Source organism: Nocardioides sp. (genome assembly GCF_035576065.1).
Classification (GTDB): Bacteria; Actinomycetota; Actinomycetes; order Propionibacteriales; family Nocardioidaceae; genus Nocardioides.
This window is the reverse complement of record NZ_DATLWX010000029.1, coordinates 13,776-38,540: the sequence shown is the minus strand read 5'-3', so window position 1 is coordinate 38,540 and position 24,765 is coordinate 13,776. Positions and strand designations below refer to the sequence as shown.

Sequence of the window (24,765 nt, the reverse complement as noted above, 5' to 3'; positions counted from 1 at the left end):
ACCCGACGGCCGCGCGGATCGAGCGGAGTCCCGGTTGACGCGCGGCCCCGGCCCGCTAGACTGAGCGCATACGGTCTGCGGCATACCGGCATATGCCGATCACGACATGGTGGGTGGATGGCACAGGGCAAGGCGCTCGAGCCTAAGCAGGAGGCGTTCGTCGCCGCCTATCTGGGCGACGCTCGGATGAACGCGACCAAAGCGGCCATCCTGGCAGGCTACAGCGAGCGCGGCGCTCGGACCCGCGGCTCCCTGCTATTGGCAAACGCAAACATTCAGGCCGCCATCCAGGCGTGGCGCGACGAGGTCCGGGCATCGGCCATCGCCCAGATCGAATATCGGGTGGACCGGCTGGGCGACCTCGAGGGTCGCTACTGGACGGTCATTCAGGAGCGGGCGGATAAGTATCGGGATGACGAGGGCGCGGCGGGCGGCGGGACCGGCCTGATCGTCAAGCGGTGGAAAATGATCGGTTCGGGCGAGTCGGCGACGATGGTGGCCGAGTACGAGGCTGACGTCGCGGTCACGAAGGAGATCCAGTCCCTCTACGAGCAGGCCGCGAAGGAACTGGGCCAGCGGACCGATCGGGTCGACGTGTCTGGCTCGATCACCCGCGAGTTCGTCATCGTGGCGGACCCGGTGACGCCGACGGTCGACCCGTCCGCAGAGGCCGCCTGATGGTCGCCCAGGCGCTGCAACCGCATGGCCGGACCGACGTCCGACTCGTCACCGAGATCCGCGGCGAGGGGTCCAAGCTCTTCACCGAAGAGATCTCCGGCGAGGTCGTTTACAGCGGCCCGGCCGGCACGGGCAAGACGCGGACGTTGCTCGAGGCGGTCCACCGTCGTTGCCAACGCGATCGACTCCGGGTGCTGATGATCCGCAAGACCGAGGAGTCGCTCAAGTCGTCCATGCTGGTCACGTATCGGGAGCAGGTCCTCTACGGGTTCGATGGCAAGCGCGCGGCGCTCGACGGGGTGACGTACTTCGGGGGCAACAAACTGCTACCAGCCCACTTCGTCTATGAGCAGACCGGGTCCGTCATCGTCACCGCCGGACTTGACAACGTCGAGAAGGTGAAATCGTCGGAGTGGGACATCGTACTGGCGAACGAGGCGACCGAGTTGAGCCTCAACGACTGGGAGATGATCACCGGTCGGACCGATCGCCCGTCCCTCTTTGATCGTCCCCCGTCCCTGGTCATCGGCGACTGCAACCCTGACGCTCCCACCCACTGGATCAAGCAGCGGGCGGAGGAGGGACGCCTGACGCTCTGGACCTCCACCCACGTCGACAACCCGGCCATGTGGGATCGCGTTGCTCAGCGGTGGACCGTGGCCGGGGAGCGGTACCTCGCGATCTTGGACGGATTGACGGGCGTTCGCTACCAACGGCTCCGGCACGGCAAGTGGGTGGCGGCGGAGGGCCAGGTCTACGAGTCGTGGGACGACGGAGCCCACCTGGTCGATCGTTCCAAGGCGGACATCCGTCCGGAGTGGGACCGCGTGTGGGTGCTCGACTGGGGGTACGTCAACCCGCTCGTCTGGGGATGCTGGGCAATCGAACCGGACGGCGGGGCGATCCTCGAGCACGAGCTCTACCGGACTCGGACCCTGGTCGCCGACGCAGCCCACGAGATCATGCGGTTTTGGGGCGGACGCCCGAAGCCCGTCGGGGTGGTCGCCGACCACGATGCCGAGGACCGGGCGACCTTCGAGCGCGAGACCAAACTGACGACCATCGCGGCCAAGAAAGACATCCAGACCGGGATTCAGGCCGTGGAGCGGCGATTGAAGGGGGAGGGCCAGGGGCCGCGGCTGCGGATCGTCCGCGACGCCCTGATCCACCATCCCGACCCTGAACTCCGCGCGGCTGGCAAGCCCGTCTGTACCGCCCAAGAGATCCCAACCTACGTGTGGGATGAACGCCAGTCCGCGACGGTGGCGCGGCGGGAGCGGCCCGTCAAGGTGGACGACCACGGGATGGACATGACGCGGTATTTGACGATGTACCTCGACAACCCGCCGCCCGGCCTCGACCCGACCTTCGACTACGCTCGGGCATTTTCAGAGGGCGGGATTTGACCGTGGACATCATCGACCGCATCGGGCGGACCCGCGTCGAGATCATGGTCGGGTACTTCGTGGCCGCGTTCCCGACGACGCTGGCCGTGCTCGCCGCCGTCTGGCTGGCGGCGGCGCTGGTCGCCGGGTCGGTGGTCATCGTCGGCTGGATTGGGGGGCTAGGATGAGTGATCGGTACAATTCAGACGTGGCGTCGGTCCTCGTGACCCGCGAGGGTGAGGACGTCGTGGTGCGCATCGTCGACGGGCACAAGGTAACGGTGACGCTGACGTTCGACGCGAGCGGCACGGCGATCATTGATCTCCGAGATGACCTTACACACGCACTCCGCCAGCGTGAGCCGGTGGCTTCCTGATGGGCGTCCAAGCCGTCGGTGCCCGCTTCCTCGCCAACGCCCCCGCGTCCCGGACCGAGGCGTCCGCGTACACCGCGCCCGTGGCCCGCTACGACTTCCTCGAAGGGCTCTACGACGGCACCCTCTACGACGAGCCGACGCTGGCCCGTGGGCTGGAGCGGGCCGCCCGCCGATCCCCCGCGCTGACGAAGAACATCCGCGCCATCACGACGCTCCCGAAGAGCGCCATCGAGCGCTGGCCCGGCTACCTCTTCCCGGCCGGGCGCATCCCCTACGACCTGCCGGAGTGCAACCCGCTCCTGATCGAGGCGTGGGAGCAGGCGATGCGCTGGGGCGGGTGGACGCAGCGCCACCTGCTGACCTACGCCGAGCGACTGCCGCTGCTCGGCGTCGCCTTCGCCATCGCCGAGGTCGCCGACGACCTGCGGGAGGTCTACCCCCGACTCATCCACCCGCGCGAGCTCGTCGACCTGGAGTTGTCGATCCGGGGCGACGTCAAGCGGTACGAGGTCGCGATCCCCCAGACGCGTACCGCCGCCAACGGCACCGTCGAGAAGTACGTCAAGCACCAGCGCGTCGACAAGGCGACGTTCCGCCGCTGGGAGGTCTGGGGCGCGACGGGCGTCGAGACGAACGTCGAAGAAAGCGACAACCCGTTCGGTTTCTGCCCGGCCATCCTGGAGGGCGGGCCGGGGTACCGCAGCCGGCTCGACGGGCTGATCCCGATGATCCACCAACTCAACGGATCGCTCAGCGACGGCCACGACTTCATCGGCCTGCTCAACCACCAGACGACCGTCGTGACGACGACCGACCCGGTCGGGCTGCGCGCGGCAGTGAACGGCGGGTCGAAGGCGACCGCCTACGACGAGTTCGGGCGGGCCGTCGTCGACCTCACCGCGACGCAGGACGGTCGGCAGTCGAGCGGCCTGATCCCCATGCCGGTCGGCTCGCAGGCGTTCCCGCTGCTGAGCAACCTCGGCCTCGCCGACTCTTTGGCATGGGTGAACCGGCTGGAGCGGGACATCCGGACCGCGCTGCCCGAGCTGAGCTTCGACGTGGAGATGTCGGGCGTCCGGGAACTCGGCGTCCGCGTCGTCGTGGCGCGGGTCCAGGAGGACGTCAACAGCGTCTACGGATCCGCCGCCGACCGCGGCATCGCCAAGCTAGCCCAGATGGGCGCGGCCATGATGGGCGAGTACTTGCGCCAGGGCATGGTCCCGAACCCGACCGCCGCCCACGAGCCCTTCCGCGCGTTCACCCTCGACAGCTTCGACCGGGGCGAGATGCCGATGGCGATGCGCGACCGGGAGGTGCTGCCGCCGACGATGCTCGACCTGGCGACCGAGGCTCAGGCGCTGGAGCGGCTCACGGCTCCGTTCGCGCTCCGCCACGCGGGGTTCGACGACGAGGAGATCTACGGCCCGGCTCCGGACGGCGAGACGGACGAGCAGTACGCGGCCCGGACGCGGCCCGGCATCCTGGTCGAGCGGCAGACGGGGGCATCGTCGGCTGGAGACGTGTTCAGCCAGATGCTCGCCACGGGGAGGGTGTAGCGATGATTCGTCCGGGCGATACGGCTACCGTTGGGCACTGCATGGATTGCCGCCATTGGGAGAACGCCCGACCGTCCCGATCGGAGACGGACATCGGAGTTTGCCGCAAGGGAGAGGCGAATGGCGACGGCGTGACCACTGATCGGCAGTCTACCGCGTGGGGGTCTAACGCCGAGGCTATCGTTGCTTGGATAGCCACAACGGGTAGCCACGGCTGCACGATGTTCGGGGGGAGGGGGTCGGGGTGGAGCCGCACGAGACGATGAACCTCAGCCCGGCCCGGCGCGGTCCATTCCCGTCGCCGTGGCGCGAGAGTTCCCGGTTGGGCGCGTACCAGATCGACGGGCGCATCTTCGCGTGGACGGTCGTCGAGCCCCGGCCGTGGCACCCCGTGATCTGGTGGCTGCGTCTGCGGGCGCTGTTCGAGGGGAGGGGGTAGCGATGTCCAGCCCCACCCGCGTCGAGCTCAGCTTCGGCCCGATCGCGTACGTCAAGCCGAGCGGGGCCCGCCGCCCCCGGACGCTCGACGAGCTGGAGGCCGAGACCGGCGAGCCCATCGACGTGGTGTGGCGGGAGCGGATGCGCGCGGCCGGGCTGGCCTACGACGAGGCCGGGGTGGACGTGATCCGCTGGCCGGACGGCGCCGCCCCGCCGGACGTCGGGGTGGATGGGGCAGGCAGGGCGAAGGCCATCGACCTCGACGTGGCGGCGTACGTGCGGGACTACACGGACCGCCGCCCCGACCCGTCCGACGGGGGCGAGGTCGTGCCCCCGCCGGGTGCGGGGGAGCACCCCGTCGACCTCGTCATGGAGCTGGTCGCCGAGTACGGCCGGCGCATCCAGCTCCCCGTCCTGACCACGGGCGGTCCCGGCGCCGACGAGGTGCTCGCCCGGATAGCCGAGGCCGTCAAGGCGTTGTCCGCGCGGGGCGACCTCCCGTACTGATGCCCACCGTCCGCACCCTGAGCGACGCCGTCGAGGCCCGGCTCGCCCGCGACCTGGGGGCGATCCACCGCGCGCTCGCCGACGCCTGGCGGGAGCTGGTGGCCGCCGCCGACGGCACGCCGACCCCGGCAGACCGTGACCGGCTGACCGCCTACGCCCGTCGCCTCCTCGCCGCCTACGCGGAGGCCAACGGCCCGCGCATCGTCAAGGCCCAAGAGGTCGCCGTCTCGGTGGCGACGGCGACGGCCAAGCCCGACGCGGCCGACGTCTGGCGGGCGGCGGACCCAATCGAGGCCGGGCGGTTCGTCGGCGTCGTCCGGGGCGGCGACCCGGTGGGACGGTGGCTGGGCGGCGTCGGCGACGCCGGGGTCGAGACCATCGCGGACCTACTGCTCGCCCAGCTCGGCGTCGCCGACCCGAGCGGGCTCTTCGCCGAGGCGTTGGGCGAGGTGGGGTCGCGCTACCTGATGGGCAGCCGGACCGCGATCCACGACGCCGGCCGGACCGCGACGCTGGCGGCGGGGCGGGCCAACGACGACCAGGTCTCCGGATGGGTATGGACTTGCCAGCTCACGGAGCGCTCGTGTCTGTGCTGCATCGGCCTCCATGGTCAGGTGATGTCCCTTGACGACGAGTTTGCCCCCATGCATCTCGGGTGCGGCTGTCGCGCATCGCTGACGCTGACCGGCGAGACCCCGTTCGACGACACCGGCGACGACTGGCTGGCCGGCCGGATCGCGGCGGGCGACCTCCGCAACATCCCGCCGAAGGCCCGCGACGACCTCGTCAACGGGCGCCTGGAGCTGCGCGACTTCATCACGCGCGGCACGGACACCCGCTACGGGCGCGACTACCACGAGGCGTCGGTCCGGGACGCGCGGGCCAGGGCGGTGGCCGACGGCCGCAAACCGGGTCCGTCCGGGCTGTCCTACCCCCGCACCGGGCGTAACGTCGACATCCCGGCGGACCCGTGAGGAGGAGCCGATGAACGAGCCCTACATCACCGCCGAGCGGGCGGTCGAGTTGGTCCGGTGGTGGGCGCCGCGGCTGGGGCTGGCGCATTGGCAGATCAGCGTTGCTATGACCGACGACCCCGAGAAGCCGTCAGGAGCGTGCTGGATCAGCGACCGCTATTCCGCTGCGACCCTGCACCTGTCGTCGGTTGCGGCGACGAACATCAGCCAGCATGACCACGACGCCGAGACGACCCTCGTCCACGAGCTCCTCCACATCGCCAACCGATCCCAGCACGACGAGATTGCGCGGGTCTATCGACAGTACGTTCCCAAGCCCGAGCGCAACCTGGCCTGGAAACGGTACGACCTGTTCCACGAGGGAGGCATAGAGCAGGTCGCCCGCGCGCTGGTCTTGACCCGCCACGGCCTGCCCGACGAGATGATGATTCCGGTGATCGGAGCGACGCCATGAGCGCGACGGCCGAGCGGACCAAGCGCGAGGCCGAGCCGATGTCCGACGACCTGCGCGACTTCCTGCTGGTCGTCCGGCGGGCGCTGCTCATGATCTGCGCCCATATCGACCGGGTCTGCCGCTAAGGCTTCGACCACTCCCTGAGCGCGCGGCGCAAGACATAAAGAATCTGCGCGTGGAGGGATCGCTCCTCACGCTCTGCCCACCGCTTCATCTGTTCGTGGAGCTCAGGGGGAAGCCTGAGCAAGAACCCCACCGCGTCTTTCATCGCCCGAAGCATGACACCATCCCGATACTGCCGTTATACGGTATCGCTGTGATACCATATCAGTATGATCCCACACAGAATGCCATCGGGTCTCGCACGGGCGACGTACCCACGCGCATCAGCACCGGGATCGAGGAGGGCGCCCTGGGCGCGATAAAGCCGGCGGATGCCGGGATCGTCGTCGATCCGATCAAGACCGAGGTGATGCAGATTCACATCCTCGGCACGACGCCGCTGATTCTGAACCGTTTGTCCGAGAAGGCGAAGCACGACCTGCTGCTGCCGACTGGTCGCAAGACGACGGCGGACCGGGCGGCGACGCTAAAGCACGACCCGATCGCGGAGTTCCGGGCGTCGCCGTACATGGTCGAAGACGAGGACGCCCCCACGTTGCTGGCGCACATGTCTTCCGCCTTCAAGGGCGCGGCGATGACGGCATCACTCGACCTGCCCGGCACCCGCAAGGCGCAGATCGGGCGGCTGCTTTGGGTGCGCGGTCAGCAGGTCGGCGTCTACGGTATCCCCGAGGTGTTCTCGACCATCGTCCGATCCGCTGACATGAACCGGACGCCGGACGTGCGGACGCGAGCCATCGTCGGCTCCTGGGCTGCGACCATCTTGGTCGAGTTCAATGTCCCGATCCTCACCGCGCGGTCCGTTGTCAACCTGTTCAGCGCGGCTGGACTTCTCGCCGGGGTCGGGGACTGGCGACCCGAGAAGGGCAAGGGCGACTACGGCCAGTTCATGCTGGTCGACCCCGACCACCCGGCCTACGTGGCGTTGCGGGCGACCGCCGGACGCGACGCCCAGGTGGCCGCGATGGAGACGCCGGTCACGTATGACCGCGACACCGAGGAACTGCTGGCATGGTTCGATGTCGAAGTCGAGTCGCGTGGCCGCGGCCGTCGCGCGGCGTAGGGGAGGACACGATGGACGGGACGGGAGGATCACCCATGCGGGACTGGCTCCAGGGGCTTTACGACGCGCACGGGTATTTGACGCCGGAGATCGTCCGCGAGGCGGCGCGGGACAAGAAGAGCCCTGGACATGTGGCTGTGTTCGGAATGGACGCGGCGCAAGCGGCAGAGGCGTACTACCTCCTCCGGGCGCACAAGCTGATCCAGTCGGTCCGGATCATCCGGGTCGACCAGCCGGACAAGGAGCCGGTGACGCTGCGGGCCTATCACGCGGTGCCGGGCAACGCGGAGCGGAGCTACGTCTACCGCTCGGCGGATGACTTGTCGCGGGAACCGGATCAACTCGCGCTGGCGCGAAACGAGGCCCTGCGACGGCTACGGGATGCGGAGCGGTCGATCACGTCGCTGGACTTGCTCTCGCCCGCCCCGGCGCAGCGGCAGACGCGGCGGGCGCTGCGTCACGTGAGCGCGGCTCAGGAGGCGTTGGGTGCCGCGTAGGCGAGGCAAGGCAGGCAAGGCAGGGTCAGGTGCGTTACGGCGGGGTCTGTCCGGGTCTGGCAAGGCAGGCTTGGCGAGGTTAGGCGCGTCTCGGAGCGCCTTGGCGCGGTGAGACACGGCAGGCAAGGTCAGACGTGATACGGCGTGTCGGGGCCAGGTGCGGCAGGCGAGGCTTGGCGAGATTGGGCCGGGTTTGGCCAGGTGAGGCGTGGCAGGCGAGGCTAGGCACGGCTGGTTTTGGCGCGTTTTGGCAAGGCAGGCGAGGCAAGGCGCGGCCGGGCGTGGTTTGGCGCGGTAGGGCATGGCAGGCACGGCATGGTAGAGCAAGGTTGGGTGAAGCGAGGACGGGCATGGCAGGCACGGCACGGTCAGGTGTGACGGGGTTAGGCAGGGCGCGTTCGGGCGCGACACGGCAGGCGCGGCAATGCGAGGGACGGGGCGGCTACTCAGCAGCCGCCCCGTCGTTCACGTAGGATGCTTCCTGATCCGTCGGGTGAAGACGCGGGGGTGGTAATGGCGACGAACAGACCGACCGCAGAGCAAGCCTACTGGTCTCGGAATACGCTCGACGATGCGGCTCCCCGCTACTTCGTCGATGCGCGGGACTGGGACGCGCTCGTGCGCCACGTCAACGGCGGGGAGTCGTACGCCAGCATCGCCCGATCGCTCGCTGTATCCCCGTCAACCGTCCGCCGCCGGCTTGCCGCGCTCCGGGATCCAATCCGCTGGTCCCGAGATCAGGAAGCCCGCGATGCGCGGACAGACCAGATCACCGCAGACAACACGGCCCGTGAAGTCGCCTTCGACTCGCACGACTGGACGCTCCCGCCAGCGGTGGACGCAGACGAGACGACGGCGCTCATGCGGTGCGACTCCTGCGGCACCGAGCTTCGGGTCCGGCGTCAGGGCGCCGAGCCCATCATCACGCCGTGGGACTACGTCGACCTCATCACCTGCCCGCTCGCCTCGCCTGTGACGCCCACGGCGTAGACATCCGCGTACCCAGCGTCTAGACTGCGAGCACCAATCGAATACCGGGCCACACGGCATCTGCCGTCTCGCCCACCCATGACGGGCCACCGCGTTTTCGCGCTCACCCCGCCAAGGGTGGGCGTTTTTTGTTGTCCCGAGATTCACCGCTCGGCCGGGGCGCATCACCGGCCGCCTCGGGGTCGCCGTCCCCGCACCAACGGCGGGGGAGCTGACGTGAGCGACACCACGACCACCACCACCGAGCAGACGCGCACCGAGACGGAGACGACCGACGTGCTGGCCGGGCTGACCGATGCCCAGCGCAAGGAGATCGACCGGCGGGCGGCCAATGCAAGGCGGGACGGTGAGCAGACGGCCGCCACCAAGCTCAAGGCCGACGCCGACAAGGCCAAGGCCGACGAGGACGCGAAGCGAGAGGTCGACGAGGCCACCAAGCGCGGCGAGTTCGACACGGTCCGCACTGGGCTCGAGCGCGAGCGCGACACCCACAAGGCCGACGCCGACGCCCTGAAGGCCGAGCGGGACCGCGCGATCGAGGTCCTCTCCAAGCAGATCGAGGGCCGCCGCGACGCCCTGCCGGACGAGGTCAAGGCCACGTTTCCGACGGACGCCGCCCCCCTGGCCCAGATCGAGTGGCTCGACAGCCCCGCGATCCAGGGATGGGTGAAGGCCCTCGGGGCGCAGACCGACGCCCACCGCGACGCCCTCCGGGGCGCAGCGGGGGTGATCCCGGCGTCGCGCGGCGACATGACCGACGCCCAGCGCGTCGCCCAGGAGCGGCAGCACCTCGTCGCCAGCGGGCGCGTACCGAAGTTCTAACGCGGGGTCATGTGGCCCTGACACGAAAGGCAGGGCCGTATGGCCGCAGTCGCGAAGTCCGGGACGCCGTCCCTCTCCACCACCCACCCCTCATCGGAGGTCCTCCGCACCGGCAAGCGCGCGGCCGTGGCCGTCGCGGCGGGTGACGCCCTCACCATCCTCAACAACACCACCGTCGGCCTGGCCAGCGGCGCCGCGGCCAACGCGGCCGCCGTCGTCCACGGCTTCGCGGCGGTGGCGGCCGGCGTCGGCGACTCGGTGACCCTGTTGGGTCGCGGGGTGATGATGCACTACGGGGCCGGCCTCACGGCTCCCGCCGACTTCTACCTATCCGGCACCGTGCCCGGCGGGCTCGACACCGTGGCCTCGGTCGGGGGCACGGTCCCGATTGCCTGCGCATGGGACGCGACCCAAATCGTGCTCCTTCCGAACCGATAGGAGCTAAGCCATGGCATACGGAACCCTCTCGATCAGCGACCTCCAGGCCGTCACGAACCAGTCCATCGCCCAGTTCGGCGAGAACGACACGTTCGGCGCCCTCCAAGCCAACCTCGACGCCTACAACGGCATCGTCCGCGAGATGGTGGCCGAGATAGCCGAGCCGACCACCGACCGCCTCCGCCGCTACGGCGGGGTCTCCCGGATGGAGATGATCCCGGCCGACGAGTACGGTCGCGCCAACGCCCAGAAGGTGACGGCCGGGCAGAACATCGGTTTCCCGATGGACAACTACCAAATCGCCGTCCAGTGGACGCGCAAGTACTTCCAGATGCACACGCCGGCCGAGCTGGCGGCGCAGTACCTCGCCATGCGCGAGGCCGACTCCCAGCGGATCCTGGCCGAGCTCCAGCGGGCGCTCTACACGCCGACCAACCGGCTCACGTACAAGGATCGTTTCGTCGACCAGGTGGAGCTGCAGGTCCGCGCCCTCGCCAACGCGACGGCCGGCGACATCCTGCCGGTCGGCCCGAGCGGGACGTCCTTCGACGGCGCCACCCACACGCACTACCTCGCCAGCGCCACCCTCACGGCGGCGAGCCTGTCCGCGCTCATCACCACCGTGCGCGAGCACGCCGTCACCGGCCAGGTCCGGCTCTACATCAGCGCCACGAACGAGGCGGCCGTCCGGGCGATGACGGCCAACTTCACCGCCTACCTCGACGCGCGGATCGTCCCGGCCCAGAACACCCAGCAGGCGACCGCGACGCTCGACGTGAACGACGCGACCAACCGGCCGATCGGCATCTACGACACCGCCGAGGTCTGGGTCAAGCCGTGGGTGCTCGCCAACTACCCCGTCGCCATCCGCATCGGTGGCCCGACCATGCCGCTGGTCTTCCGGACCCGCGACGGCGGCGCGATGGCTGACCTCCAGATGGTCAGCGACTGGGATCAGTTCCCACTCCGCGCCCAGCACTTCGAGCGCGAGTTCGGCATCGGCGTCTTCGGACGTGTCGACGCCGCAGTTCTCCAGTCCAACTCGGGCACCTACACCGCGCCTGTCATCGCCTAGTCATTCGTGACGTAGCAAGGAGCATCCGAGCATGAGCGACGCGACCAAGACCACCGCCACGACCACGACGACGACCAAGGCCACCGACGCGGCGTCGGGGCAGCCGATCACCGTCCAGATCGTCCAGCCCGACCGGGCCGCGGAGGGCGCCCAGAACCAGCTCGACGGCATCGCGTTCCTGGAGGCGCAGGAGAAGCCCGGCGTCTACGTCGTCAACGACCAGAAGGTCGACGGCAACGGCGAGCCGGTCAAGAAGAGCGACGGCTAACCCGTGGCCACGTCCCGCGCTCAGGCAACCCAATACCTCGATGCCGTGCTGGCTCCCTCGCGGGACCTGGCCGGCGTCGCGGCGGGCGACTGGGACGTGGCTATCGACGGCGCGCTGCTGGCGCTGGGGCATCCGACGACGACGGAGCCCTACGCGGGCGACGCGCTCGGCTACCGGGCGGTCCTGCGGTGGAGCGCCCTCACCTTCCTGGCCGACCGCCTGGCCGATCAGGTCGACAACGGCAACCCCGAGGGGAACGCCCGGTGGAGCCAGGCTGCGGCCCAGGTCGCCGAGCGGGCGGAGAAGGCCGCAATCGCGGCGCGCCCCTACTGCCTGGCCGGCGAGCTCGTCACGGGCGGCTACGGCACGCCGGTGACGCTCGTCGGCGACTGGCTGGCGGTGTGGCCGTGACCGGCTTCCAGACGCCTGCCCAGCAGGCGCGCCTCCACCGGTGGCAGGACGATGCGCTCCCCGACACGGGGCAGGCCGTCGTCTCGCCCGTCCGGTCGACGGGGTCCGCGACGTTCGGGTGCTCCCTGCGGGAGACGGGAGACATCGGCGGTGGCCGATTCGACCGCGAATCCGGGGTGGCCCATGGGTCGCGCATGAGGGTCACGCACGCCGCGCCCGCGCTCGTTGCCGGGGACCGGGTCATCGTGGCCATGGTGGTCCAGGCCGACACGATCGTTGGCACCTACGAGGTCGTCAAGCGCCTGCCCGCCGCCACCCAGCAGGCCGCGCCCCGGTACGAGGTGAAGCTGCTGTGAGCGACGCCTTCCACGTCGACGCCGAGCCGATCAAGCGGTGGGGCCGCAAGTCCGCCGCCCAGTGGCCGGCCATCTCCGACGACGAGCACGGGCGGGCGCTCCAGCGGGGCGGCCACCGGGCGCGGGCCGCCGGCAACCGGCGCGTCAAGCGGTGGTCCGGCGAATTGCAAGACACGAGTTCCGTCACGACGACCAAGCGCGGCCCGTCCCACGAGGTCCAGGTCCTCTGGCCGGCCAAGCAGGCCCACTGGGTCGAGCGGGGGCGCAAGGCGTTCTCGGCGCCGGAGGGGCGGATGCTGCGCTGGGAGACGCGGACCGGCGAGGTCGTCTTCGCCAAGAGCGTCAAGGCGGCCCCGGCCCAGTGGTTCGCGCGGCGCGGCCTCCAAGACGCGCGCGCCGGCATCCGGCAGGAGGTCGCCGAGGGCACGCGCCGGGCCATCCGCCGCTTCGAGGCGCTCGGATGAACGGTGACCTCTCCCTGATCGTCCCCGCCGTTGCCGCCGCCCTGCGCGAGATCGCGGGGATCGGGACGGTCCTCGAGTACATCCCCGAGGCGCTCGCGGCCGCGCCCGGTCAGCCCGTGATCGTGACCGCCTGGCCCGTGGTCCTGATCGAGCCGGGCGAGCCGACCGTGTCGGCCAAGTCCAACACCCGCGAGTGGCGGTGGCCCATCCACCTGACGGTCCTGACCGGCAAGCGGGCGGGGGACAGCCCGGCGGAGATCGCCGCCGCCCTTCCCTGGCCGGAGCGGATCGTGGCGAAGCTCGACAGCAAGGCCACGTTTAACGGCCTGCTCCTCGCCACCACCACCTACGGCGAGCCGGCCGTCAGCAGCCCCACGGCCGGGGCCGCGGTCGGGACGTTCGCGTTCCGGGACGGCAGCTACGTCGGCACCGAGATCCACGCCATCTGTTCCGTTCAACGCGTTGGAGGTTTCTAGCCATGGCGACCAGCAAGCAGCTCAACCCCGAGGACGTGGTCTACCGCTACACCGGGGACCCGGCCGTCGACTTCTTCTTCGGCGTCCCCGCCCGCGACCTCACCGCGGGCGAGTGGGAGTCCAACGTCGAGCCCACCCGCAAGCAGGACGTGCGGGTATCCAAGTTCTACGTCGCCGTCGGCACCCGACCCGACCGCCTGGCCGACGCCGGCCTGCCGGACGTGATCGTCGCGCCCGACATCCCGACCGCCCCACCGCCCGACGACGTCGACACCGGGGGCATCGTCCCCCAGCGCGCGTCGCCCGTCCTCGTCACCGACGGCCCTCCGGTCGCTCGCACTTCCGGCACCACGATCACGCCCGGCTCCAAGCCGGGGAAGGACTAATCAATGGCCGGCTCAACGATCCAAAACGAGACGATCCGGAGCCGCGTCCTCGCGGGCGTGGAGCCCACGATCGGCGCGGGTGGGGCGGTCACGTTCCCGCTCTACGGCACCTTCGCGGGCAAGAAGAGCCGTTCGCTCATCCGGGACCCGCAGTTCCGGGGCAGCTACGACGGCAACTACAACCCCGCCCGTGGACCCGAGACGTTCGACGGCTACACCTACGGCGACAAGCTGAGCTTCCAGGATCTCGCCATCCTGCCCCGGATCGCCGTCTCCAAGCCGCCCACCGCGGTGAGCGACGCCAACGCGGTCCCCGGCTACACCCGCGCCTACCGCCCGAGCGACGCCGTCTTCGACAGCCTCGTCGTCCAGCGCGGCGTGGTCGGGATGCCGTTCGTGACGATCGGCATCCAGGCCGACGAGTGGACCATCTCCCACAACGGCGACGACGCCTCCGGCAACTGGATGTGGGGCAGCAACCTGATCGTCGTCGACGACGACATGATCCCGCTGGCGCTCGCGGCCACCGCGGCGACCGGCGGCACCACCACGACCATCGTCAAGAGCCTCGCGGCCTGGACCGTGGACGCCTACGCGGGGAGGTACGTCGCGATGCGCACCGGCACCGCCGCCAACATCGACCAGATCGTCCAGATCCTGAGCAACACCGCCGACACGCTCACCCTCGCGACGGCCCTGCCGGCGGCGGTCGCGGCGGCCGACACGTTCGAGATCAGCGGCGCGTTCACGGCCGGCGTCGCCGACCGGACGCTCGACTACATCCAGAACCCCGGCACCCAGCTCATCATCGCCGACGACCTGGCGGGCCTCAGCGTCTCGTCCAACGTCATCAACGACAAGATGATCTCCTTCGGCGTCACCCAGACCAACATGCTGAAGTCGAAGCGGTTCAGCGACAACATCGGCGGCGTCTCCAAGAAGCGCGGCCGGGGCATGCGCGAGGTCGTCTGGACCATCGTCATGGAGTTCGACGACTGGAAGGAGTACCGCCTCTTCGAGCTCGCCTACCCGAAGGACCGGGCGCTCCGGGTCCAGCAGCTCAACGGCCCGGTCATCGACGCCACGGCCGGGTCCAAGCAGACCGCGATCATCACGAGCCCCCGTGTCCAGTGGGACGACATCGACCCCCAGGGCGAGCGCGAGGGCAACATCACGGCGACCTACGCGGCCGTCGCCTACGTGCCCGCGGCCGGGTACGTGGTCGAGCTCGCGAGCAAGACCAAGCTCGCCACGCTGCCGTAGTGGGGGACGCCGAGGCGGTTACCACCATCGGCCCGCACGTCGTTCGGGTCGAGCCCGACGGCACGCGGATCGTCCGCTACCACGGGTCCGACGACAGCCCCGTGGCCGGCCTGTGGGTGGAGGTTCGCGCGCTCCGCACGGGGCGTCACCTGCAGGCGCTCCTGAGCCGAACGTACTTTGCGGACCTCCTGCCGCACATGGCCCCGTCCGTCGTCGCGTGGGACGTGCCCGGCGAACGGGTCGTCGACGTGACGCTGCCGGCCGATGGCGCGTTGCCCGAGCGGATCGTCAAGGATGTCGAGGCGTGCGATGTCCCGCCCCCGGCCGAGACGGGCGCCGACGCCTTCGCGGCCACGGCGTTGCCCGACCCGACTGCCCTTTGGGAGTGGGTTCGGGGGTGCCTCGTCGCCAGCACCTACCACCGGGACGACGACGGGGGAAAAGACGAAAGGCCATCCGCCACTACGCCGGATGGCACGCCCGACGCGAGCACCGACCCGCCGGAAGCGACGCCCAAGAAGCGGAGCCGGACAAGCCGTGGGTCCTGAGCCAGGCGCTGATGTTCGACCTGTCGCCCCTGCGCCCGGCCGACTGGCTCGACCAGGACGTGGCCTGGTGGGGGGAGTTGGTGGAGGCGCGCACGATCTGGGACGACGTCCACCGCTCGGAGCGGGCGACGGCCAAGGCCAAGGCCGAGCGGCGCAAGGCGGCGGGCGGGCCGTGATGCGGTATCCTGCCGGACATGGACGATCAGCCCATGGGAGCCAAGGCGCAAGCGGCAGCGCGGGCAGCGGCACGCCAGGCCGGCATCGCGTCGCCGCCGTCGGCGGACGACCCGGTAGCCCTCTCGCCCCAACTCGACGCCGCGGTCTCCGCGCAGCGGTTGCAATCGTCGGCCATTCCGCCCCCTGCTGTTGCGGCGACCGCCTACGGCCAGACCATCACGGACATCCGCCTCGGCTGGTATCCGGTGTTCGAGCTGGCGTTCAAGTTCACGGTCGCCTTCGCGGTGATCGGTGTGGTGCCCTTCCTGATCGTGCTCTTCCTGCTGACTCGCTAAGCGTCGCCACGGCGGTGTGCCGTGGCTGAGACGGTCCAGATCACCCTCACCGCCAAAGACGGGACGACGCAGACCTTCCGCACTGCGGGCGCCGCCGCCCAGAAGATGGGCGACCAGGTCGAGGACGCGGGCAAGCGCGGATCAAAGGGCCTAAAGGATTGGGCAGACGCAGGGCGCGCCACCGGGCTTGCGCTCGGTGCGTTGGGCGCGCTCGCCATCAAGGCAGCCAACGAGTCCGAGGCGGTTCAGAGCCGACTCAAGCAGTCGATCGAGAACACCGGCGAGTCCTACGACGACCTCGCCGATCGCATCGACAAGATGGCCGAGACGTCGCTCGACCTCGCGTTCGACGACGAGGACGCCGCATCGGCCCTCGCAAGCCTGACCGATGCCACGGGCTCGGCCACCAAGGCCCTCGACGACATGGGCCTCGTCATGGATATCGCCCGTGCCCGTGGCATTTCGCTCGCCGACAGCGCGAGGATTGTGGCGGCGGTCGAGCAGGAGCGGTACGGCTCGCTCGCCCGCTTGGGCATCCAGATCGACGAGAACGCCACGCGGGAAGAGGCGCTCGGCGTCATCCAAGCGAAGTACGCGGGGCAGGCCGAGGCCTACGCCACCACAAACGCCGCCGCCTATGAGAAGTTCGGCAACACCGTCGAAAACACCCTCGAATCGGTGGGTGCGCGTCTGGTTGACCTCCAGGGACCGCTGATCGCGCTCGGCGCGGGTAGCCAGTTGCTCGGCCCCCTAGCATCTGGACTCAAGCAAGTCGGCACGGCCGCGAAGACTGCGCAGATCGGCGCGGCCGCCCTGTCGCTGGCGACCGGTCCGGTCGGGCTCGTTGCCGCTGCGGTGGCGGGCGGGGCTGCGATCTATGCCTTGACGCAACGCGAGTCCGAGGCCGAGGGCCAGGCGCGCCGACTCGCCGAGGCGACGAGGGACTACACCGCGTCCATCGTCGACAACACCACCGCCCTCGTCAACGCCGGGCTCTACGATGCCGCCAAGGGCACCGAGGCGTACCTCGCGGTCCTCGAGGAGAACGGCGGCATCGCGGCTGATCGCATCGCGGACGTCGAGGCGGCGTTACGCAACCTCAAGTCGATGAACGCCGAACTCACCGGCGCGCCGCTCGACGCGATCTTCGACGGCGTCGAGGTCGAGAAATACACGAAGAACGTCGTCGCGGCAGCTGACGCCAACCGCGACGGGCTCATCACCGCTCAGGAGCTTGCCGCCGCTCAGTCCGAACTCGCTCGGGGGTTCGTCCTGTCGTCCGGCGAGGCGGCCACGCTCAAGACGCAGGTCGCCGGGCTGACCGACGAGTTGCTCGATCCGGAGTTGGCGGGGTCGGAGATCCAGGCCGAGATCACCCGTATCCTCACATCGCTCGAGGCGGGAACCATCACGTTCGCGCAGGCGTCGACCGCGCTCCAGGCGCTTGAGGACGACACCACCGCCTACAACATCGCGCTGCGGGCGCAGGCAACGGAGGCGCGGTCCAGCGCGCAGGCCGTCTCGTTGATGACGGGCGCGCTCGATTCGCAGGTCGTGGTGGTCGAGGCGACGACCAGCGCCTACACCCAGAACGCGACCGCCATCGCCGGCGTCAAGCAGGAGCGGCGCGGCCTCGCGCAGGACGACTACTGGGAGGCTGAGCGCAAGGCCATCGAGGAGGCCACAGCTGCGTCGACCGCCTTCGGCCAGGGCCAGGCGAACCGCGGGGCCAACGCCCAGACCCCGACCGACCCGAGCGCGCTGGCATTGCCCGGTATCCGCGAGTACATCGCTGAGCAGAACGCGCTCGGGCAGGAGGTCATCGCGACGGCCGAGGCCCATCAGGTCCAGGCCCAGGCCGTCCTCGCCGCCACGCAGTCCTACGCCGGGATGATCGGCACGACCAACGCGCTCGACGCAGGCATCAGCGTCGTCATCGGCGGGCTCGACAGGCTTGGGAGCGGAACGGACAAGGTTGCCGACTCCTTGCTCGAACTCGTCGCCGCTCCGGGTGAATGGGGCGAGCTTGACGAACTGCTCGCACGCGGCCGGATCACGCTAGAGGAGTACAGCGCCGCGCTCAATGCGTCGTCGACGGCATCGGAAGTCGCGGGCGGCGCTCAGGAGGAGATGAACGTCATCCTCGCCAAGCAAGCTCCGCTCCTGGCAAGCCTCGCCGACGACCAGGAGGCGTACCTCGAAAGCATCGCCCGAATGCCAGCCGAGCAGCAGCTCCTCGCGCTCGCCTACATGGACAGTGCCGAGTCGGCCAAGGCCCTGGAGTTGCAGACGCTGGCCCTCTCGGCGGCGAATGGCGAGATGGGCGAGGGCGGCAAGGGCTTCGCGAAAGACATCATCCGGGGCGCGGCCGAGGCGGACCCGATCCTCAAGGCGATGCTGGTCGACATGGGCCTCATCACGGTCGGGGCCGAGGGGACGATCAAGGTCAACTTCGGCGAGGGCACGAGCGAGCTCGATGCGCTCAACACGACGCTCCAGCAGTTGCAGGGGTCGTTCGAGGTGGCGCTCAACCTCGACATCAACGACGACGGGATCATCGGCTACGTGCCGCCCGAGAAGGAGATGAAGGTCAAGCCGGTGGTGGAGGAGGGGGCCGACGCGCCGACCTTCGACCCGATCACCTGGCCGGTCGACCTGAAGATCAACGAGAACGCGCCGCCCCAGTTCGACCCGATCACGGTCCCGGTCGAGCCCGAGTGGCCGCAGTTCGACCCGGTCCAGATCGCGCCGCCGCCGGTCAAGGTCACGTATGAGTACGAGACGTTCGACCCGCCTGACCTGAAGAACTACACCGCGACCATCGACGTGGAGGCCGCCACCGCCAACGAGAAGATCGGAGAGACGGAGCGCTTGCTCGCCACGATCGATACGACGACCGCGTCGGCGTCCGTATCGCTCGACACCGGCCTCTTCGACACCGCCTATTCGACGGTCACGGCCAACGTCGCGACGCTCGACGCGCTCACGGCTTCGGTGTCGGTCTCGATCTCGTCGGCCGTCGCCGGCAAAGTGCAGGAGATCATCGACGATGTCGCGACGCTCGACGCACTCACGGCCTCGGTGTCGATCAGCGCCACGTCGGGGGTCGGGATGATTGTGGGGTCGATCACGGAGGACATGGCCGCGCTCGACGCCCTCACGGCCTCGGTCTCGGTCTCGGTCTCGTCGGCCGTCGCCGGCAAAGTGCAGGACATCACGACCGATGTAGAGACGCTCGACGGCCTCGCGGCCTCGGTCAACATCGGGGCGTCCGACCTCGACTACGTCACCGTCCGCAACGCGGTCGGCACCGACGTGCTGACCGTCGATGGCTGGAACCCGGATGTCGATATCGGTGGAGACACAAGCCAGTTAGAGGGCGCCATTGGACTGGTCAGGGCGTCGGTAGAATCGATCGATGGTTGGAACCCGACCATCAACTTCGGTGGAGAGACGAGTCAACTCGAAGGCGTCATCGCACTGGTCAGGGCATCAGCGGAGTCGATCGATGGCTGGAACCCGACCGTCGATATCGGCGGCAACGGGCAGCCCTTCTGGGACGCGATGAACAACGTCCAGGTCTCAAAGGACCAAGTCGACGGGTGGAACCCGATCATCTCGATCGGGGGCGACGGGCAACCCTTCTGGGACGCGATGAACAACGTCCAGGTCTCCAAGGATCAGGTGGACGGCTGGAACCCCATCGTCGACATCGGCGCGGACACCTCCCTGTACTACGGCGCGGTCGGCGGCGTGTCGTCGTCGGTCGCGGCCGTGGATGGGTGGAGCGCCACCGTCGACATCGGCGCGAACACCGCGCCCTACTACGCCAACCTGCCCGTGACGGGGCAGACCATCGGCACCAACTACATCAACGTCGAGCAGCGCCGACTCGGCGGCCAGGGCGGCGCGTTCGCCGTCGGCGGCGTGGTGACGGCGCGGATGGGCGAGGTCGGACCGGAGTCGGTCACGATCCCCGGCTCGGGGATGCGCGCCATCGCCCCGCGCGACGGGCTCTACACCGTGCCCGAGGGCAGCTACGTTTCGTCTGCCGTGGCAACGCGCGGCCAGGGCGGCGGCGGTGGGGGCATGAACTTCACCGGCGCCACGATCTACGTCGTCGCCAGCACCCCGGACATCCACGACGCGCTGAACGGCCAGCTGCTGGCCCAGGGGAGGCGCTAGCGTGGAGCTCATCAGCTACGACGGCTTCGCCTTCGCCGACCTCAACATGTACGGCGGGCTCGACGCGGACAGCTACCGGGGCAACTGGCAGGTCAACGCCCGTTACGTCGCGCGGGTCGGCGCGCCGGGCCACCTCGGGCCGGGCGAGGTGGCGCCGACGACGATCGAGGCGACCATCGGCTGGGACGGCGTGCCGGTCGGGGCGGCCGACGACCTGCTGCTGACGTTCGACCGGATGGTGGGGCGGCTGGACCCGCTCAACCAGTCGCCGAAGCGCAAGCTCGTCGTCGAGCGGCCGGACGGGGTGCGGGTGTGGCGGTACGCCAACGTCGTCCTACCCGGCGGGGTCGATCCGGACGGGGCCATCGACCGGCTGGTCGTCCGGTTCACGTCGGCCGACCCGCTGTGGCGCAAGGAGACGGAGACGACGATCCTGCCGTCGTCGCCGCTCCAGCAGGTGACGGGCACGAACAGCGCCGTCTCGCTGCCGAACGCGGGCCAGGCGGCCATCCACCCGGTCTACCGGATGGACTGGAACGGGACGCAGCGGGGCATCGGGACCGGCACGGCGACCCTCGGCTGGCGCTTTCGGTGGACGCTCACGGTCACGAACAACCGGCCGAACACCGTCGACCGCTGGCCCTACTGGGTCGACCTCGGCAACACGGCCGCGCTGGTCTCGGCGGGCAAGGCGCTGGCGACCGGCAACGACCTGCGTGTGCTCTTCCAGGGTCGGGAGCTTGCCCGGCAGCTGGTCGCGTGGAACGAGGCCCAGTCCTACGCGCTGGTGCTGCTGCCGCGCCTGGAGGCCGGTCAGGTCGTCGAGCTGGACGTCGTCTACGGCAACAGCGTCGCGGGGGCGCCGAAGACACTTCAATACCCGGACCAGCCGGCGATCCAGACGGACACCCACGTCGCCAACGCCCTGTCCGGCTCCACCGTCGGCCAGCTCAACGCGACCGAGGCCCTCGCCCTGACCAACGCCGTTGCGCTGGGCGGGACCCTCGTCGGGCTGACCGGGCCGAACGCCGGCGTGAGCCGGACCATCCAGGGGTTCACGACGGCGGCCGGGGTGACGAACGTCTTCACCGACACCTTCTCGACCGCGTGGGCAGCCGGCAACCGCTTCCTCGTGCTCAGCAGCCGCAACGGCCGCCTGCTTTGGAACACGTCCGTGACCGAGCGGGGCAACAACCCGAGCCGGGGTCGCTGGTACCTGAGCTCGGGCGAGTCGCCGCCCGACCTCGTGGACTACCGCGTGCCGGTGGCGTGGCGGCCCGCGCTCTACGCGGACGGCCGCGACAAGAAGGGGCAGCGGCGGTTCAGCCGCCTCAGCACCGGCGGCGACCTCGACAGCTTCGCGATCCTCGACGCCTCCCGGACGTGGGAGAACGGGCCGAGCGTGCCGGAGGAGGGCGCGGCCGACGGCGTCGCGCTGTCGCTGCCGTTCCCGATCACCGCCTACCGCACGCAGATGAAGCGGACCAACCCGTCCGGGATGTGCCGGGCCATCGTGGCGAGCCGGGGGCAGGGGGGCGAGCAGTACCGGGAGCTGGCCGGGATCGACACGCACGTCGCGACCGAGACGACCTGGGACCCCGGCACGCTCGTGACGCCGACCGACACGCTGCACCTCTACACCGGCCTGATCCCCGCCGAGGGCGACGAGATCCCCCCGGACTGGCGCTCGGACCAGGGCACGACCACGACGAGCGGCGCCACGACGTCGCTCACCGACGGCGAGAAGGCGTGGCGGGACGGCCAATGGGTGGGGGCGACCCTGCGCATCACGAGCGGCAAGCTCAAGGGCACGACCAGGACGATCACGGGGAACACCGCAACGGTGTTGTCGTACGCGGCGACGTCGTCGGCCATCGGCGGCGACAACACGTACGAGCTGCGCCACAAGCCGCTGCTGGCGACGTTGCGCGACTTCGTCGAGTGCAACGTCGACGTCGACCTGTCCGGGCTCGTCGCAACGGGCACCGTCGCGAACGAGAACCCGGTCTACCACCACCGGGGGCGGATGTGGCTGGGTGGGGGCTACGGGATCAGCCCGGTACGGCGGGGCGAGGTCCGGATTGGGACGCCCGACGACTGGGTGCTGACGCGCTCGTCGGAGGGGATCCGCCTCGACTCGGCGAAGCGCACGGCCACGATCTACCACGTCCCGACCGGGGCGGTGATCCGCTACCTGACCGAGCCGACGGTACAGTGGCTGAGCATCGTGACCGAGGGCGGGGTGACGACGGCGCGGCGGAGCCAGGACGGGATGCCGCTCCCGATCGGGGTCAACCCGCTGGCCAACCCCGGCGCGGCGGTCAACACGACCGGCGTGACGGTCGTCTCCGACGGCGGGGTCGTGGCGGCGGTCTCCCGGATCACGTCCGCCCCGACGCCGTTCCAACAGCCCGGCGCGTTCCGCCTCCAGCTCACGACGAACCCGGGCGGAGCGAACGCCATCGCGCAGCTCGTGTGGCCGTTGGTGCCCGCCCGTGCGGGCGACCTCATCGAGGTGACCGCCGCGGTCCAGACGACGTCGACGTCGATCCGCCCCCGGATCGGGCTGTATTGGCTCGACAACGTCGGCATCATCCAGACGTCGTTCCAGGCGACCTACGCGCCCGTCGCCAACACGTGGCTCAGCATCGGGGAGATGTTCACCGCCCCGGCCGGCGCCGTGGCCTACCAGGTGATCGTGCGGGCTGACCCGAACGGCACGGCCACGCTGGGCTCGATCTACGTCGACGCGGTCGACCCCGGCAGCCCCGTCCTCTGGTACGACGAGATCGCCTCGGCCGGCATCCGGATCGGGGCCTCTTACACAGAAGGGTTCCTCGGATGACACGACGAGCGATGAGGGGGCACCATGGCACGGCCCGTTAGCTACACGACCAAGACGGACGGCACCACGACCGTCTTCGCGGCTGATGTCAATCTGATCCAGACCGATGTCAAGCTGATCGACACCGCGCTGGCGTCGGTCGAGGCCGCGCTGCCCGGCAAGGCGGCGGCCGTCCACACCCACGCCGGGGCCGACATCGCCAGCGGCACCGTCCCCACGGCGCGGCTCGGGTCCGGCGCGGCCAGCGCAACGACGTACCTCCGGGGGGACCAGACGTGGGCGGCCCCCGCCGGCGGGACAGGGTCGGTCACGCCGGGGGCGATGTGGATGAGCGTCGCGGCGGTCGACGCCCCGGCCACCATCAAGGCACGGGCCGACTACGTCTGCGACGGGGTCAACGACGAGACCGAGCTCAACGCCGCCAAAGCCATCAGCGACGTCCTCATGCTGAGCGAGGGCACGTTCACGGTCGCGTCGTCGTTCTGGCTCGACCGCTCCGGGCTCAAGCTGGTCGCGGCCGGCCCCGGCAGCACGGTGCTCAGGGGGGTCGACGCCACCGTGACGCCGCTCAAGGTCGGCACCTTCGCCCAGGTCGCGGGCGCCGCGAACGCGAAGCACAGCGACATCGTCGTCCAGGACCTCCTGGTCGAGGTGCCCGGCGCGCCCGGCGCGGGCGTCTGTGCCATCGACGTCTGGGGCGTGAGCAAGTCCGAGTTCCGCAACGTGACGACCAAGGGCGGGTACGACGGCTGGCGGGTCCACAACCTCGACCGGTTCAGCTTCATCGGCTGCGACGCCTTCGGCCAGGTCGCGGCGGCGTGGCACCTCTACCAGGGCGTCGTCGACGACGTAACCATAGGCGTGTGGGCGAGCGGCTCCGGCGAGTGCCTGGCGGCGAACACCACCGGCATGCTCTTCGACACCTTCCTCAACGCCGGCGGCACGGAGACGCTGGCGAACGTCAACGAGTTCAACCGCCTGACCGTCCAAGGCATGCGGTTCGGCGGGTCGGACACGGCGGCGGGGACGACCGGGGTCAAGTACCTGTGCGGGGTCCGGGCGCTCACGTTCATCGCCTGCCAATGGCGGTACTGCCGGACGCAGATCGACGCGACGATCTTCGCGACGGCGAACTACACGTCGTTCCGGCTCAACTTCACCCTGCAAGGCTGCTCGCTGATCGGGACGACGGCCAACCCGGCGGTCGACGTGATCCGCTACACGGGACCGTCGTCGGGGATCTACGCGCACATCAAGCTGATCGGCGTCCACGTCGACAAGGCCGCGGACTTCCTCCAGATCGACAGCGGCAACCCGACGGTCACCATCGACGGGCTGGAGTGCGGGTCGTCCACCGGGATCGGCACCTGGTTCAACGTCGTGGCTGGGGGACCACGGATCTCGGCCACGGTGCCGCTCGTCTCCGGCTCGGCGGAGGTCGTCGTCAACCGCATCAAGGGGTCGCACGCGGTGCCGGCGGCGGCGACGTCGGTCACCGTCACCCACGGGCTCTGGAAGACGCCGAACACGGTGCTCATCACGCCGCAGAGCAACCCCGGGGCGGCGACGCGGTGGTGGTGGACGTACGTCTCGGCGACGCAGTTCACCATCAACACCGACGTTGCCCCCGGCGGTTCGGGCGTGACCTTCTCGTGGGCGGCGGAGGTCTAGGCAG

The 24,765-nt window shown here is 69.8% G+C and carries 29 protein-coding genes; 28 read left to right on the top strand and 1 reads right to left on the bottom strand.

Annotated elements, in window-relative coordinates; translation table 11 throughout:
* Positions 1–117 precede the first annotated feature (117 nt).
* The 9 genes from VNJ48_RS13650 (at position 118) to VNJ48_RS13610 (ending at position 6,493) form a co-directional block, all read left to right on the top strand.
* The gene (locus VNJ48_RS13650; protein ID WP_325602992.1) at positions 118–678 is read left to right on the top strand and encodes a terminase small subunit; all 561 of its coding nucleotides are present in this window, start codon (positions 118–120) and stop codon (positions 676–678) included.
* Positions 678–2,084, top strand: coding sequence for a phage terminase large subunit (locus VNJ48_RS13645; RefSeq protein ID WP_325602990.1), 1,407 nt, complete (start codon positions 678–680; stop codon positions 2,082–2,084). The genes VNJ48_RS13650 and VNJ48_RS13645 overlap by 1 nt, the downstream gene beginning before the upstream one ends.
* A gap of 2 nt (positions 2,085–2,086) precedes the next feature.
* Positions 2,087–2,251 carry a hypothetical protein gene (locus VNJ48_RS13640; protein ID WP_325602988.1) on the top strand — a complete coding sequence of 55 codons (165 nt, stop codon included), beginning with the start codon at positions 2,087–2,089 and terminating at the stop codon, positions 2,249–2,251.
* Positions 2,252–2,271: 20 nt separating this feature from the next.
* Positions 2,272–2,439 (top strand): hypothetical protein, encoded by a 168-nt coding sequence (locus tag VNJ48_RS13635; protein WP_325602986.1) that lies wholly within the window; start codon positions 2,272–2,274, stop codon positions 2,437–2,439.
* Entirely contained in the window at positions 2,439–3,995 is a 1,557-nt protein-coding gene (locus VNJ48_RS13630) for a hypothetical protein (protein ID WP_325602984.1), read from the top strand. Before VNJ48_RS13635 ends, VNJ48_RS13630 begins: the two co-directional genes overlap by 1 nt.
* A 441-nt stretch (positions 3,996–4,436) precedes the next feature.
* On the top strand, positions 4,437–4,940 hold the full coding sequence (locus VNJ48_RS13625) for a hypothetical protein (RefSeq protein WP_325602982.1): 504 nt from the start codon (positions 4,437–4,439) through the stop codon (positions 4,938–4,940).
* Entirely contained in the window at positions 4,940–5,914 is a 975-nt protein-coding gene (locus VNJ48_RS13620) for a hypothetical protein (RefSeq protein ID WP_325602981.1), read from the top strand. The genes VNJ48_RS13625 and VNJ48_RS13620 overlap by 1 nt, the downstream gene beginning before the upstream one ends.
* 10 nt (positions 5,915–5,924) lie before the next feature.
* Positions 5,925–6,368, top strand: coding sequence for a hypothetical protein (locus VNJ48_RS13615; RefSeq protein ID WP_325602979.1), 444 nt, complete (start codon positions 5,925–5,927; stop codon positions 6,366–6,368).
* The gene (locus VNJ48_RS13610; protein WP_325602977.1) at positions 6,365–6,493 is read left to right on the top strand and encodes a hypothetical protein; all 129 of its coding nucleotides are present in this window, start codon (positions 6,365–6,367) and stop codon (positions 6,491–6,493) included. The genes VNJ48_RS13615 and VNJ48_RS13610 overlap by 4 nt, the downstream gene beginning before the upstream one ends.
* Here VNJ48_RS13610 and VNJ48_RS22685 read toward each other — a convergent pair.
* On the bottom strand, positions 6,490–6,582 hold the full coding sequence (locus tag VNJ48_RS22685; protein ID WP_414689953.1) for a hypothetical protein: 93 nt from the start codon (positions 6,580–6,582) through the stop codon (positions 6,490–6,492). The genes VNJ48_RS13610 and VNJ48_RS22685 overlap by 4 nt on opposite strands.
* On the opposite strand from VNJ48_RS22685, the gene VNJ48_RS13605 reads away from it, so the two are divergent.
* The 19 genes from VNJ48_RS13605 to VNJ48_RS13515 all read left to right on the top strand — a co-directional run bounded on the left by VNJ48_RS13605 (position 6,544) and on the right by VNJ48_RS13515 (position 24,761).
* Positions 6,544–7,554 carry a hypothetical protein gene (locus tag VNJ48_RS13605; RefSeq protein WP_325602975.1) on the top strand — a complete coding sequence of 337 codons (1,011 nt, stop codon included), beginning with the start codon at positions 6,544–6,546 and terminating at the stop codon, positions 7,552–7,554. The genes VNJ48_RS22685 and VNJ48_RS13605 overlap by 39 nt on opposite strands.
* Positions 7,555–7,589: 35 nt before the next feature.
* Positions 7,590–8,051: a hypothetical protein gene (locus VNJ48_RS13600; RefSeq protein WP_325602973.1), complete on the top strand. Its 462-nt coding sequence runs from the start codon at positions 7,590–7,592 to the stop codon at positions 8,049–8,051.
* Between the two features lie 618 nt (positions 8,052–8,669).
* Positions 8,670–9,041 carry a hypothetical protein gene (locus tag VNJ48_RS13595; RefSeq protein WP_325602971.1) on the top strand — a complete coding sequence of 124 codons (372 nt, stop codon included), beginning with the start codon at positions 8,670–8,672 and terminating at the stop codon, positions 9,039–9,041.
* 216 nt (positions 9,042–9,257) lie between these two features.
* Complete coding sequence (locus tag VNJ48_RS13590; RefSeq protein WP_325602969.1) at positions 9,258–9,863, top strand: hypothetical protein; 606 nt, start codon at positions 9,258–9,260, stop codon at positions 9,861–9,863.
* A gap of 39 nt (positions 9,864–9,902) precedes the next feature.
* The gene (locus VNJ48_RS13585; protein ID WP_325602968.1) at positions 9,903–10,301 is read left to right on the top strand and encodes a hypothetical protein; all 399 of its coding nucleotides are present in this window, start codon (positions 9,903–9,905) and stop codon (positions 10,299–10,301) included.
* Between the two features lie 10 nt (positions 10,302–10,311).
* Positions 10,312–11,376, top strand: a complete 1,065-nt coding sequence (locus VNJ48_RS13580; protein ID WP_325602967.1) for a hypothetical protein — start codon at positions 10,312–10,314, stop codon at positions 11,374–11,376.
* Positions 11,377–11,407: 31 nt separating this feature from the next.
* Entirely contained in the window at positions 11,408–11,644 is a 237-nt protein-coding gene (locus VNJ48_RS13575) for a hypothetical protein (protein ID WP_325602965.1), read from the top strand.
* Between the two features lie 3 nt (positions 11,645–11,647).
* Positions 11,648–12,055: a hypothetical protein gene (locus VNJ48_RS13570; protein WP_325602963.1), complete on the top strand. Its 408-nt coding sequence runs from the start codon at positions 11,648–11,650 to the stop codon at positions 12,053–12,055.
* On the top strand, positions 12,052–12,411 hold the full coding sequence (locus VNJ48_RS13565) for a hypothetical protein (RefSeq protein ID WP_325602961.1): 360 nt from the start codon (positions 12,052–12,054) through the stop codon (positions 12,409–12,411). Before VNJ48_RS13570 ends, VNJ48_RS13565 begins: the two co-directional genes overlap by 4 nt.
* Positions 12,408–12,875: a hypothetical protein gene (locus VNJ48_RS13560; RefSeq protein ID WP_325602959.1), complete on the top strand. Its 468-nt coding sequence runs from the start codon at positions 12,408–12,410 to the stop codon at positions 12,873–12,875. The genes VNJ48_RS13565 and VNJ48_RS13560 overlap by 4 nt, the downstream gene beginning before the upstream one ends.
* Positions 12,872–13,351, top strand: a complete 480-nt coding sequence (locus tag VNJ48_RS13555; RefSeq protein WP_325602957.1) for a hypothetical protein — start codon at positions 12,872–12,874, stop codon at positions 13,349–13,351. The genes VNJ48_RS13560 and VNJ48_RS13555 overlap by 4 nt, the downstream gene beginning before the upstream one ends.
* A 2-nt stretch (positions 13,352–13,353) precedes the next feature.
* A complete protein-coding gene (locus VNJ48_RS13550; protein ID WP_325602955.1) occupies positions 13,354–13,737 on the top strand; it encodes a hypothetical protein in 384 nt (127 codons plus the stop codon).
* A gap of 3 nt (positions 13,738–13,740) precedes the next feature.
* A complete protein-coding gene (locus VNJ48_RS13545) occupies positions 13,741–15,000 on the top strand; it encodes a hypothetical protein (protein WP_325602953.1) in 1,260 nt (419 codons plus the stop codon).
* Positions 15,000–15,548, top strand: a complete 549-nt coding sequence (locus VNJ48_RS13540; protein WP_325602951.1) for a hypothetical protein — start codon at positions 15,000–15,002, stop codon at positions 15,546–15,548. Before VNJ48_RS13545 ends, VNJ48_RS13540 begins: the two co-directional genes overlap by 1 nt.
* Before the next feature lie 11 nt (positions 15,549–15,559).
* Positions 15,560–15,724: a hypothetical protein gene (locus VNJ48_RS13535; RefSeq protein WP_325602950.1), complete on the top strand. Its 165-nt coding sequence runs from the start codon at positions 15,560–15,562 to the stop codon at positions 15,722–15,724.
* Between the two features lie 18 nt (positions 15,725–15,742).
* Entirely contained in the window at positions 15,743–16,060 is a 318-nt protein-coding gene (locus tag VNJ48_RS13530; RefSeq protein WP_325602948.1) for a hypothetical protein, read from the top strand.
* Positions 16,061–16,081: 21 nt separating this feature from the next.
* Positions 16,082–20,245, top strand: a complete 4,164-nt coding sequence (locus VNJ48_RS13525; protein WP_325602946.1) for a hypothetical protein — start codon at positions 16,082–16,084, stop codon at positions 20,243–20,245.
* Between the two features lies 1 nt (position 20,246).
* The gene (locus VNJ48_RS13520) at positions 20,247–23,090 is read left to right on the top strand and encodes a hypothetical protein (protein ID WP_325602945.1); all 2,844 of its coding nucleotides are present in this window, start codon (positions 20,247–20,249) and stop codon (positions 23,088–23,090) included.
* Positions 23,091–23,114: 24 nt separating this feature from the next.
* Positions 23,115–24,761, top strand: coding sequence for a hypothetical protein (locus VNJ48_RS13515; protein WP_325602943.1), 1,647 nt, complete (start codon positions 23,115–23,117; stop codon positions 24,759–24,761).
* The last annotated feature ends 4 nt before the right edge of the window (positions 24,762–24,765 follow it).